Genomic DNA, 12,890 nt, shown 5'->3' on the forward strand with positions numbered 1-12,890 from the left:
ATCCCATACAGCAGGCATGGGCTGGTGGCCACCAGCAGGTAGAGGCGGTTGCGGAAGATGATAGTGGTCCAGATGAATTCGCTCATGTCACGGGGTAATGGCTAATTGAAGGATATGGCTCCGTAGCCATCTTCGGCAGTTTTTCTTGGGGATTCCGTTCCACGTCGGCTCCCTTTTCGCTTGCAGCGAACGGTTCGAAATGACGAAGTTTGGTCGGGCTTCGGCTGTATGGCTGACGATTGTGTTCTGGTACTCTCCACAGTTCATATTTCTTCTTCCCACCAGATTCCTATAACAATAATTGCAGTGAGGTCGAGAGCGGATTCGAACCAATCCTCGTGTTTACTTTCAATTCCCTCAAATAAACCTCTCCCTATACTGCAAATTATACATCCCATACAGCAGGCAAAGACTGGTGGCGACCAACAGGTAGAGGCGGTTGCGGAAGATGATGGTGGTCCAGATGAACTCGCTCATGTCACGGGGTTCGCTGAAGGGGTTGAGGAATACGTTGTAGGGGCTGCTTTGTAGCGGGTTGGCAAACACAAAGAACATAAAGGCAATGATCACAATCACGATGGCGGTGCCGTTGCCGTTGCGGATGAGTGTAGACACTACAAAGGCCACCGAGGAAAGGAACACAATGGGAAACATGACCTGACCCAGCATAGGCAAAATGTCGAATCGGAGCAGGGTGAAGTTGGCCAGCGCTGCCAGCACGAGCAGGATACTGGCCGCCACGCCGGCGGTGATTACAAAGCGCACCAGCCACACCTTGTAGCGGTAGTTGGGAATGCCGAAGATGGTTTCCAGCATTTTGGAGTCGTCGTCGTTTTGAATGCCATAGGCCATGGGGTAGAAGATGAGCAGCAGGCCGGGGAACACGAGGAAGCCGTAGATAACGGCCTCGTTGAAGTTGGGGTCGTCGAAGATGGCAATGGTGATGATCAGCCCAAAGAACAGGAAGGCCGCCACCACAAAGTAGACGAACTTGTTGGCGAAGATCACCTTGATATTGTAGGTGATCAGTCTATACAGCAGGAACAGGTAGCTCTTCATTGGCTTTGTTGTTTTTACTTTTCATTAACCACAGGTAAGCATCTTCGAGGTTGGCCCGCACCGGCGTGGCATCGGCCCGGGGCTGCTCACCCGCCAGGCATTTCACCCGAATCTTGTCGCCTTCCCGCATATGGTGCACAATCACATAATGGCCTTTTTTTTCTTCAAACTGCTCCGGCGAGAGGTGGAACTCCCACACCTTGCCCTTGGCCAGCTCGGCCATGCTCGTAGGACTGCCGTTGTATTCAATATTACCGGAAATCAATACCGCCAGGTGGTTACAGCTGCTGGCAATGTCTTCGATGATGTGGGTGGAGAATACCACAATGCGCTCCCGGCTCAGCTCCACCAGCAGGTTACGGAAGCGGATGCGCTCCAAAGGATCCAGACCAGCCGTGGGCTCATCCACTACGAGTATTTTAGGCAGGTGGAGCAAAATCTGGGCAATGCCAATGCGCTGCTTCATACCGCCGGAGAAAGAACCAATCTTCTTGTGCTGGTGCTCGTCCATGTGCACGGCTTTGAGCACGTACTGCACCCTGTCTTCTCTTTCCTTTTTGTTGCTGATCTTCCGCAGGATGGCCTGGTAGTCGAGGAACTGGTAGGGCGTCATGTTTTCGTAGGTGCCAAAGGCCTGGGGCAGGTAGCCGATAAGGCCCTGGAGCTCCTCCCGTTTCAGGGTGGTGTCGTGGCCATTGATCCAGATCTTGCCATAGCTCTGGTCCATGATGCCACACAAAATCCGCATCAGGGTGGTTTTGCCGGCACCGTTGGGGCCCAGCAAACCAAACATGCCCTGCTCAATGGTGAGGCTCACACCTTTCAGCGCTTTGAACTGCGACTTCTTAGGCTTTACAAAGGGAATGGCCAGGATCAGCTTCCAGTACAGGCGCCGGATGCCTTTGAAGCGCCCGGTAATTTGCTGCGGGTCTACTGTTTGCTTCGCCAGCTTATTGGCCATGCGCACCAGGAACAGGCCAATGAACCAAAGCAGAATCAACACAATGCCCAGGCCCTTCACCTGGATATCGGCGTAGAGGTATACGGCACTGGCAATGGGGAAGACCCAGTAGAGGAGTCCGCTCAGGAAGCTGAACAGTCGTGGTCGCTTGTCGTCGGCCCACTGCTCCACATCGTGGAAGATGGAAAGGAGCAGGGCATGCAGGGCCATCATGAACACCAGCTGCCAGAAGGCTTTGTCGAGGAAGAAGTAGATGAAGTAGACGAGGAAACCGATCAGGGCCACCTGCCAGATGAGGTTTTGGAGAATGCTTTTGCCGGTGACGATTTCTTCACCCCGCTCGTCGAACAGGTGCTTATTGCCTTTCCATTCCCTCAGCCAGCGGCCGGGTCTGCCATACACTTTGGTGAGGTTTTGCACCTCAATATGCATTTTCTCGTCCTTGCCCACCATTTTGGCATTGGCCTGGCGCAGCGAGGTCATGATAAAGTGTGTGCCGCCCGGCACGAGGATCAGCGCAGACAGGAACCAGATCGACTGCCAGAGGAAGCCTTCTATCTGGGTGAAGATGAGAACGGCAATCAAGGTCATCAGCCCGATCTGTGTGAATTTTATCACTGGCTTCAATCCCCGGAACCAGTCGAGCACACTTTCAAAGCCTGCACTCATGGTAGGGATGTAAATCAGCGTGAGGATGGTGGCAAAGGCGAGGCCGCCCATCACGGTAATAGCAAAAGGTTGTCCAATGCTGACCACGTATTCCGCCTCACCCAGCGCCAGTGGCAGCATGGCCACAATGGTGGTGATGGACGTGATAAGGATGGGCCTGATGCGGGATATGCCACTCATGATGAGGGCCCTGTATTTGTTGTAGCCCTGGCGGCGGAGCAGGTGGGAATAGTCGATGAGGATAATGCCATTGTTCACCACCACACCCAGCAGGATGAGGAACCCGATGAGGGTATTGGCGTTGAGCAGGGAGTTGCCGGTAAACGTGAGGCCGATAAAGGCCCCAATGGCAGCCAGCGGAATGGAGAACATGATCACCACAGGCAGGTAGAGCGATTCGAACACAGCCGCCAGGATCATGAAGATGATGACGATGGCAGCGGCAATGAGGAAATAGAACTCGTCGAACAGGCCTTCGTCGTGCACCACGTCCACCACAATGCCGGAGGGGATGTTGATACCGGCCACAATCTGGTCGATTTCCAGGCGGGACGCTTCCAGCAGCGATTCGGAGTTCACCACTTCGTCGATAAAGCTGTAGGTGATCTCAATGCGTTTCTCCTGGTTGAGCCGCCTGATCCGGCTTTCACCCGCCGAGTAAATCACCGAGCCAATGTCGGACAGCGTATGCGTAGCGCCTGCTGCATTAGTGATGTCCATTTCCCGCAGATCGTTCATGTCTTTGGCCGCCAGTTCCACCTGATCCTGCGTGCGGATGGTGATTTCAAACTCTTCGTCGCCGCTCACAAAGTTGGAGCCGGAGGCAAAAGAGGGTTGGAAGTCGTTGAGACCCGTGGACACATCCTGCTGGGTGATGCTGTTGGCACTCATGCGGCGCTGGTCAAACAAAATATGGGCTTCCGGCCGCTCCGGGCTCACATTCACTGTGCTGCGCTCCACCGACTGCAGCCCTGCAACGAAGGTGTTGATGTCGTTGGCGATGGACTGCATGGCTTCAAAGTCGTTGCCCTTGATGATGACCTGCTCAGAAGCGCTGCCAATACCCAGCATGCGCTCGAAGTCGTCGGAAGGGGAGAAGCCACTGCCATCCTGGCCTGAGGAAGCAGGTGGCGCATCGAGTGAGATGTCGAGGTCTTCAAAGTCTTTGGATATGGCACTGAGCCTGTTTCTCAGGTCGGCAGCCGAAATGGTGTCCAGTTTGTTGAAGCCTTCCACCACCTGCACAGTCAGCACGGAACTTCCTTCCGACACCTGGCTGATGAGCTTGTCCACCACGTGAATGGCCATCACCTTTTCTTCCACCTTTTGCGTGAGCAAATCGGTAGAAGCCAGCGTAGCGCCCTGTGGCATGGTCACAAACATGTTCATGTTCTCGGTTTCGACCTCGTTGAGACTGGCCACGCTGATCAGCAGGCTGAGGCCAATGGTGATGAAGAACAACACAATCCCACCGATGATGGTAAAGGCGGGCCTTCTGAAGCACGATTTCAGGATGACCATGTACATCTGGATCGTGCGCTGGCGAATAGAGGCGTTTTTAATCAATGGCGCTTTGGCCTCATCGGTCTTGCCAATGGCGGCGTGGGCCAGCATGGGAATCAGCACCAGGGCTACGACCAGCGACACCAGCAGGGTGGAGATAATAGAAACGCCTATTTGTGTGCCAATGGTGGTCGCCAGGAAGTTGGTAGAGAAAATAAAGGGCAGGAACACCGTGACTGTAGTCAAAGTAGCTGCAATGACTGACCGCATTACTTCTTTGGTTCCCTGCACCACGGCTTCTTCAGGGGGCTTTTTGTTCACCACATGGCGGTAGATGTTTTCGATCACCACCACGCTGTTGTCGAGCAGCATGCCAATGGCCAGGGCCATGCCTATCAGCGTGAGGCTATTGATGGAAATATCGTAGGCGTAAAAGAAATTAAAGGCCGTGTAGACTGAAATGGGAATGGCCAGGGCAATGCTGAGGATGAACTTGAGCCTGCGCAGGAATACCCACAGCACGAAGATGGCCAGCAGTCCGCCGGTAATGGCCAGCTGCTGGATCTGGTCGATGTTTTTGCTCATCGCCTCGGCCTGGTTGTTTTGCACCACAATCTGCACATCCATGGGCTCCAGCTCGTCGTTGAGCTCATCGATGGCGGCGAGTGTCTTGTCAGAAAGCGCAATGAGGTTGGCCTGCCGGTCTTTGGAGAGGCGGATGGACACAGCGTCCTTGCCATTGACCCGGCTGAGGGTAGTTTGCTCTTTTACCCCAAAGAAGACCTGAGCGACGTCGCTGAGCAGCAAAGGCCCTTTTTCCGATACCACCAGGCTTTCGATATTGTTGATGTCTTTGAGCTCGGCGGTCACGTTCACAAACACATTCTGCCCGTTGAGCTCTACCTGCCCCACAAAGGCACTCTTGTTGGAGTTTTGCGACAGCACACCGCTGATGGTATTAGGGGTGATGCCATGGGCTTCGCACACTGCCTTGTCCATGATGATCTCCACAGTCTTTTGCCTGCCACCAAATACTTCCACGCCACCCACACCATCGATCTCACTCAGGCGGTCGAAGATGTACTGGTCGGTGACGTTCCGCACCCTGTCCACACCACCGCTGCCCAGCACCTGCACATCCATAAAGGCGTTGGAAAACTGGTCGGTATCTACTTTGATGATATTGACAACAAACTCCGGCGTAAGGTCAGCCTTGATGCTGGCTACCTTTTGCTCCAGCTTGAGGTAGGCGTATTTCGTATTGGTGCCCTGCACAAAGGAGATGAAGATCATCCCTTGCCGGCTGTCGGCCGTGGCACTGATCTCGTCAATGCCTTCCAGCGTGCCAATCACGCCTTCCAGCGGAATGATGGCCTGGCTTTCCATGTAGGTAGGGTCTACCTCTGAAGCGGAACTCACCTGCACAATGAGGATGGGCAGCTCCACATTAGGGAAGAGCTCCACCGGCAGCTTGTTGTACGAGATGTAGCCCATCACCGAAAACCCGATGAAGAGCATCGATACCAGTACTTTCCGCTTGATGATGGTATGTAAAAGTCCGGTGTTAGACATGAGAGGCTTTGGTCAGGCGGCGTTTCACATTGGCCAGTCGTTCGACAATGCTTTCAATGGTTTCGTAAAAACACGGGATCACAATCAGCGTGAGCAGGGTAGACGTTACCAATCCACCAATGACAGCCACGGCCATCGGCGCTCTGAGTGCAGCACTTTCACCAAATCCGAAGGTGAGGGGCAGCAGGGCCAAAATGGTGGTGAGACTGGTCATGATGATGGGCCGGAACCGTCGCTGGCCCGCATCGAGGATAGCGTCCCGGATGGGCATACCGTCCCGTTTGTTCTTGTTGATGCTGTCGACGAGGATAATGGCGTCGTTCACGGCAATACCTGTGAGCATAATGATGCCGATAAAGGCCATCATGTTCAGGGGCATCCCCAGGATAAAGAAGGAGAGGAGGGCACCCACACCGGCCAGCGGAATGGTAAGCAAAATGGTGAAGGGGTGGAGCAGCGACTCAAACTGCGAGGCCAGCACCATGTACACCAACACAATGGACAGGATGAGTGAGAAAGTAAGGTTCTGCATCGATTCCTTGCGCTTCAGCTCCTGGCCTGCCACGTCGATCTTATATTGAGGCGGTACTGTCAATCCTGAAAGGCCGTCTTCCAGCGACTTCACTACTTTGTCGTAAGGCTTTTCCTGGTTCACCCTGGCGCTGATAAGCACCACCCGGTTTTGATTTTTGCGGTAAATGGAATTGGTGGCAAACTCAGTCGTGATGTGGGAGATCTCACCTAAAGGAATTTCCTGCTCCCCGCTTTTGATCCGCATATTGTCGAGGTCGGCCAGCGATACCTCGGGCACTTTTATTTCTATGTCCTGCATTTCGCCGCTCCGTTCAATGGTGCCCGCATGCTTGCCTTCCAGCTGGTCTTTGATTTGGGTGACCACGTCTTCGATGGACAGCTTGAAGAGGCCAGCCCTGTACTTGTCCACATCCACCTGGATCTGCGGCACGCCATGTTCGAGGTTCGACATGGGCTCGTAGATGTCGGGGTTCCGGGTCATCACTGCTATGACGGAGTCGGACAGGGAGCCGAGTGTTTTGAAGTCGGTGCCACTGATCTCTACAGCCAAAGGCATTTGCTCTTCGCCCAACACGGCATTCAGGGCGCTTTCATCATTAGAAAAAGTAGCTTCCAGTCCGGGAATACTTTCGAAGTAAGTGGACAGCCTGTCGGTGATGGCCGCAATGGCCAACTCGGTGCTTTCGTTGAAGATCAGCTTCAGGTTGGCTGTGTTCTCTTCGTACACATTCTCGTTTTCAATACCCGACTGACTTTGCTCCGGCCCGATGTGGGCATACACCTTATCGAGCTGCCCTTCGAAAAGCTGGAACAATTGTGCCTCGATTTGTCCGACCGTCGATGAGGTTCGGGCCAGGGCGGTGCCGTTGGCGAGCTTGAGATCTACCGAGATGGCTCGTGTGCCCGACTGCGGCATGTATTCGCTGCCAATGACCGACACAAGCTGAAACGACCCCACCACCAGTACCAACGAGGCGATGATGAAGGCGATGCGGTATTTAAGCACGCCATTGAGGAAGCTGCGGTAACGGGTAAACTTCAGGGGTTGTACTTCCAGCACTGTCTTGTCGTTTTTGAAGACCCTGGCGAACAAGGTAGGAATGACGAGTATAGCCACGGCCAGCGAAGACAACAGTGAAAATGCTACCGTCCAGGCCTGGTCACGGAAGAGTTCACCGGACGGGCCTTGCAAGTAAACGATGGGTAGGAACACGATGATGGTGGTGAGGGTAGAGGCGGTAATGGCCCCGCTTACCTCGGCTGTACCAGCAATGGCGGCGTCTATGACACTGAGCCCTTCTTCCCGCTTTCGGAAGATGGCTTCCACCACCACAATGGCATTATCGACCAGCATGCCTGCACCGAGGGCCAAACCACCGAGCGTCATTACGTTCAGGGTAAGCCCATTGAAATACATCAGGTTAAAAGTGGCAATGATGGAGATGGGAATGGCGATGCTGATGACCAGCGTGGAGCCGATGCGGCGCAGGAAAACAAAGAGCACCAGCATGGCAAACAGGGCACCGTACAAGCCCGATTCTTTTACCTCGTCGATAGCGCCCTGGATAAACCTTCCCTGGTTTTGGATGATCACAAACTCATAGCCCGGCACGGACGTCTTGAGGTCTTCCAGCACCTCGGTCAGCTCGTTCACGGCGTTCACCGTGTTGTACCTGGTTTCCTTATAAATGGACATGCCCAGGCTTCTGCGTTGGTTCACCCGCACAATGCTGCCAGCTTCTTTGTCCATGATTTTGAGCGTGGCTACCTCCCGAAGCAGTACTGGAACTTGATTAGTGTTTACTGGTTGATTATTAGATGTTTGTGCTGTTTCAGCTGAAGTAGTTGTTACGGGTGTTGTGCTGGCTGCCGATGTGGAAGTTCCTGCGGTAGTGTAGCCCACCACAAGGTTTTCCAGGTCTTCGGGTTGCTCTATAATGCCCAGGCCTTTGATGATATACTTTCTGCCCAGCTCTTCAATGAAGCCACCGGAAACGTTGCGGTTATAGCTTTGGATTTTGGCCACCAGATCATTCACCGTAAGCCCAAAAGATGCTAGCTGATGAGGGTCTGTTTCGAGCACAATCTCTTTTTCCTGCTCTCCCGACAGGCGCACTTCGGCAATGCCCGGCAGGCGGATGAGCTCGTTCCTGAAGTTGGTTTCGGCTACTCTGCGCAGGGCATCAAAGTCATTCGACGCTGGGTTGTAGATACCCAGGATCATGACCGGTGTGGCGTTGGGGTCAAACTGCGAAATGGCAAACTCGTCGATGTCGTCGTTCAGCGAATAGCTCGACAGCGACTTCTGCAGATCGAGGAAGGCCTCGTCCATGTCTTTGCCCCAGTCGTAGTGCACGGTTACCCTGCCGTAGCCCGTCTGGCTGATGGAGCTGACTTCCACAGCACCACTCTGGCGGATGGCAATGGATTCGATGTTTTCCACGAACTGTTTTTCGATCTCTGACGGCGGCCTGATGCCGGCTTTGAGCTCCACGAAGAGGGTGGGGTTCTTCAGGTTGGGGAAGAGCTCTATCCCAAGCTTATCGAAGGAAATGGATCCAAGAAGGATGACCGCCATCACCATCATGAGAATGGTAATGGGGTAGGACACGGCTAGGGAGACTATCTTTTTCACGCTTTTGAGGTTACTCGTTAAATGTTACTCGTTATTTATTGGTCACTTCGGTCTTCCGACTTCCGTCTTTCCTCACTTCCTTCGACTGAGATTTTACCCCGGCCCTAAAGGGTGCAATAATGACGATTGGGGTCTCTACTGTATTTGTGTTCCTGAACAGAGATTTTACACCAGTAGCTAACGGAAACGAAATGATCCACCATACACCCTTTAGGGGCAGGGGTTCAAATGTGGCCAGGGAGACTATCTTTTTCACGCTTTTGGGGTTATTCGTTAAATGTTACTCGTTATTAGTTATTGGTCACTTCGGTCTTCCGGCTACGGTCTTCCGACTTCCAACTTCCGTCTTCTGTCTTTCCACCTTTCGGGCGGCTGACGGTTTCCCTCGCACTTTCCATCGCTACAGTACCGACGCCTGCTTCGGTCTTCCGACTTCCAACTTCCGTCTTCGCTCTCCGGTCTACCGACTTCCAACTTCCGTCTTTCCTCACTTCCTTCGACTGAGATTTTACCCCAGCTTAGGGTTATTCCTGATTCTTTTTTACGGTGATGAGTACGTATGTTCATTTTATCTACTTTCTGTAATCAAATCCTTTCAACCATTGACATGGTATTCAGTACTATATGTGCAATTATTAAAGGCCAAAGATTTCTGCCAGTTAGTACATAGACAGCCCCAAAGACTAGCCCGATTAAACCTGTGGTTATAGATCTTGGCGAAAAGTCATAAGAGTGTCTAAAACCAAAAATTGCCGCTTGCATTAGCACTGCCAGTATAGTTGAAAGTGGGACTTTAGTAAACAGGGATTCAAATCGGTTAAGTGAGAATCCCCGATCTTGTAATTCTTCCAGAGAAGACTCAATCCAGACAAAGAATATGATAGAGAAGAAGTAAGGAATGTTTCCTTCGAGCTCGCTGAAGCTATTAGCTTTTGAAGCTGAGTCTGTACCTGTAAATAGGATATCTCGCAGGAACATTTCAAAAATCATTATTGACACTAGGGTGCCTAACAGAATGATGACTGCCACCACCAGCATTTTTTTATAGCTACCTGGCTTTAAGAGGCCGAGGTCTTTCCACGATTGCTTTCTGAAATAGAGTAGTAGTGTGGCTACTCCTACCGTGGTAATCGACTTGAATAATGAGTATCCCCAGAAACCCAGGCTATCAAATTTGATTTCCCTAACCAGAAACATAACTGAAAGGAAAATAGCCAGATCTACCAATGCATGTAGAGGCTGCACCTGTGCAGATTGTTTGGATAAAACAGGGCTTCTTGATTCATCGACGTTTTTCATCAATTATAATTTCCTGGATCAGTTAATAACTAAACTATTGTATCACACTTACCTTGCTCTTATTCCTGAGCGTTTCAAAGCCGGTGACCACCAGGCGGTCGTTGAGTTTCAAGCCACTGAGTACTTCAATGACGTCCTGATTTTCCAGGCCTGTCGTGATCTTTTTCTCTGTAGCAATACCATTTTCTACCGTGAACACCACTTTGCCATCCTGGCGGGAGATGATGGTTTCCTTGGGGATGACGATGGTGCTGTCACGCTGCTCAGACAGGATGGCTGCTTTGATGAACATGCCTGGGCGGAGCAGTTTCTTGTCGTTGTTGATCTGGAGTACGCTTTGGAAGGTTCTGGTCTCTGTGTCTATGACAGGGGAGATTTGGCTGATCTTTCCAATGATGGTGTCGGTGGCCAGGTTGTAATTGGTGATCTGCACCAGCTGATTGAGTGTTACCTCTGGCAGGTGCTTCTCGGGCAGCTTCACATCCATGAGCAGGTGTTCGTACTCCATCACTTTGAAAAGCTCCTGTCCCTGATCGATGCGGACGCCATCGGTATGGTAGGGAATCGATACAATAACCCCTGTAAATGGCGCTTTTACGAACATTTTGGCTTTCTGGATCTCCGCATTTTCGTAGGCGTATTTCGAATTTACATAGTCAATTGACGCCTGGTTGAGTTCTGTTTGGGTCACACCCCCTTTTTCAAACAGCGACTTTTGTTTGTTGAGGTTGTTTTCCGATACTTCCAGGCTGAGCTTTTTTCCGTCGAGCTGGAGATTGTTTTCAAACTCCTTGTCCTCCAGTCTGATGATGACCTGGCCCTGCCGTACTGCGTCGCCAAGGGCGAAAGGTCTGCCAGTCGCAGGATTCGTTTGAAGCCTGTACAAACCAGTCAGCTCCGATTTGATAGCACCTTCCTTGGAGGAATAGACGGTGCCTGTGGTTTCGATGAACCGGGAGATCGACTGGGGCTTGATGATGGCCACAGAAACGGGGATTTTTATCTCGGTTTGGATATTGGATTCCTCGTTGTTGCAGGCAGTGACGGCCAGCAGCACCAGCAGGGCTCCGATAGTATTTTTAACGCTTTTCATGTATATCGTCCGTGTCATAATACGTATGATCAGTAGTGGTCTTAATTAGAATTAGGAATAACAGGCTGCTGGTGTTCGAAGTCGTAAAGTGAAAGGATCTTCATGTTCAGCAACTCAATTTTATAGTTGATAAGCGCACTGGCCAGCGCACTTTTCTTGTCCGACAGCTGGCTCTGAAAGCGGTTGAGGTCGATGCTTGTCAGGTCGCCATTGCGGTAGCGCTCCAGGTTGATCTCGTAGGTCAGCTGTGCATTCTTTACGTTTTGCTGTGCTATTTCTATCTGGTTTTCCAGGTTCTGGAGGCTTCTGTACGTCTTTCTGATATTGATAATGATATCATTCTTCTGGTTTTGAAGGTCTATTTTGGTGATGTCGAGGTTGGCGTTGCTGGCTTCCATGCGTGCCTTGTTCTCGCCCCAGTCCCAAATCGGGATGCTGAATGATATTGCTACCCGTGGGTTGACTGTTGGCGAATCGTATACCTGCGGGGCATTGATGTTGTCGCCGAAGATCCCCATCGACAAGGCCACGGCACCCTTGAACTCGTTGAGCGACTTGGTTCTGGTCAACTCAAATTGTGAGCGTTCAATATCAATCGCACGTTGCCTTAGCTCCACCCGGTTGCGCAGGCCCATCTCTATGGCCTGGTTGAGGTCCACTTCCCGGGTCACAAACTTGATGTCGACCTGCACGGCAATCTCTTCGTCGAGGCCAATGCCCAGCAGGAGCTTTAGGTCGTCTGCTGCATTGTCAAGCGTTACCTGGTTATTTTCCAGCGTCGAGCGGGAGGTGGCCAGGTTAAGCTCGGCCTGGTACAGCTCCTCTTTGGCCAGCAGGTCAGCATCTACCTTGTTTTTGGTGATTTCGTAGCTGATCTCCTGGTTTTCGAGTTCAGCTCTGGAAATCTCCAGGCTGTTCTGGCTTTGGTAAAACGAATAGAAGGTCTGGGTAACGTTTCGCTCCAGCGTCAGTAGCTGAAGGGCGTTACTGATTTGTGCGTTCTCCAGGTTGAGTTCCAATTCCCGTGTTTGCAGCTTGTTTCGGTTGTAGGTGAAAATGGGTTGGTCTACCTGAAGGTATAAATTATTACTATAGGTCTTTGTTCTAACATCCTGAAATTCAGAATAGTTATCTCTGTATCCAAACCGGTTGATGAGCGAGACCGTGCCGTCGGTGGCTGCGATGGGCTGGGAGACCGAAAAGTTAGCAAAGGAATTATAGTCCTCGTTGGTGTTCCAGCGGGAAACGAGGTCGTTGAACAGCCTGGTTCGGTTATAGTCGAACGGCGTCACGTCCAGGCCAAACCTCGACTTCATTGCCAGCCGCTGGGCATCGAGGCTTTTTCGGTTGCTGTACAGGTTGAGCCTCGATTTCTTGATATCCGGGCTGCTGGTTTGGGCAATCTGGATGGCCTCTTCAAGTGTGAGCACTTGCTGTGCAAAGGCACCCTGCGCCGACAGCAGACTCAGCACGATTACCGCCACTATGGCCCCAAGAAGCAGGAGGGGCCGCTGGAAAGCATTTGGTCTCATAGGATTCGCTTCGGTTTGTCTTTTAAAGCTCAT

General features: G+C 51.9%; 8 protein-coding genes. All 8 read right to left on the reverse strand.

The window, feature by feature from the left end:
• Positions 1-357 precede the first annotated feature (357 nt).
• The 8 genes from RIF36_RS00435 to RIF36_RS00470 all read right to left on the reverse strand — a co-directional run bounded on the left by RIF36_RS00435 (position 358) and on the right by RIF36_RS00470 (position 12,890).
• Entirely contained in the window at positions 358-1,059 is a 702-nt protein-coding gene (locus RIF36_RS00435) for an ABC transporter permease (RefSeq protein ID WP_350086681.1), read from the reverse strand.
• A complete protein-coding gene (locus RIF36_RS00440; RefSeq protein WP_350123402.1) occupies positions 1,031-5,764 on the reverse strand; it encodes an efflux RND transporter permease subunit in 4,734 nt (1,577 codons plus the stop codon). The genes RIF36_RS00435 and RIF36_RS00440 overlap by 29 nt, the downstream gene beginning before the upstream one ends.
• Positions 5,757-8,933 carry an efflux RND transporter permease subunit gene (locus RIF36_RS00445; protein WP_350123405.1) on the reverse strand — a complete coding sequence of 1,059 codons (3,177 nt, stop codon included), beginning with the start codon at positions 8,931-8,933 and terminating at the stop codon, positions 5,757-5,759. The genes RIF36_RS00440 and RIF36_RS00445 overlap by 8 nt, the downstream gene beginning before the upstream one ends.
• A gap of 31 nt (positions 8,934-8,964) precedes the next feature.
• Positions 8,965-9,189, reverse strand: coding sequence for a hypothetical protein (locus RIF36_RS00450; RefSeq protein WP_350123408.1), 225 nt, complete (start codon positions 9,187-9,189; stop codon positions 8,965-8,967).
• 34 nt (positions 9,190-9,223) lie between these two features.
• Positions 9,224-9,424: a hypothetical protein gene (locus RIF36_RS00455; RefSeq protein ID WP_350123411.1), complete on the reverse strand. Its 201-nt coding sequence runs from the start codon at positions 9,422-9,424 to the stop codon at positions 9,224-9,226.
• A gap of 94 nt (positions 9,425-9,518) precedes the next feature.
• Positions 9,519-10,232: a CPBP family intramembrane glutamic endopeptidase gene (locus RIF36_RS00460; RefSeq protein ID WP_350123414.1), complete on the reverse strand. Its 714-nt coding sequence runs from the start codon at positions 10,230-10,232 to the stop codon at positions 9,519-9,521.
• A gap of 34 nt (positions 10,233-10,266) precedes the next feature.
• Positions 10,267-11,325, reverse strand: a complete 1,059-nt coding sequence (locus RIF36_RS00465; RefSeq protein ID WP_350149245.1) for an efflux RND transporter periplasmic adaptor subunit — start codon at positions 11,323-11,325, stop codon at positions 10,267-10,269.
• A gap of 41 nt (positions 11,326-11,366) precedes the next feature.
• Positions 11,367-12,890, reverse strand: a complete 1,524-nt coding sequence (locus tag RIF36_RS00470) for a TolC family protein (protein WP_350123420.1) — start codon at positions 12,888-12,890, stop codon at positions 11,367-11,369.

It is taken from the genome of Imperialibacter sp., assembly GCF_040222815.1.
Lineage (GTDB): Bacteria > Bacteroidota > Bacteroidia > Cytophagales > Cyclobacteriaceae > Imperialibacter.

Excerpts from the sequence above, each read along its gene's own strand:
- RIF36_RS00435 (WP_350086681.1), bottom strand. The coding sequence starts at position 1,059 with ATGAAGAGCTACCTGTTCCTGCTGTATAGACTGATCACCTACAATATC.
- RIF36_RS00440 (WP_350123402.1), bottom strand. The coding sequence starts at position 5,764 with ATGTCTAACACCGGACTTTTACATACCATCATCAAGCGGAAAGTACTG.
- RIF36_RS00460 (WP_350123414.1), bottom strand. The coding sequence starts at position 10,232 with ATGAAAAACGTCGATGAATCAAGAAGCCCTGTTTTATCCAAACAATCT.
- RIF36_RS00465 (WP_350149245.1), bottom strand. The coding sequence starts at position 11,325 with ATGAAAAGCGTTAAAAATACTATCGGAGCCCTGCTGGTGCTGCTGGCC.
- RIF36_RS00470 (WP_350123420.1), bottom strand. The coding sequence starts at position 12,890 with ATGAGCTTTAAAAGACAAACCGAAGCGAATCCTATGAGACCAAATGCT.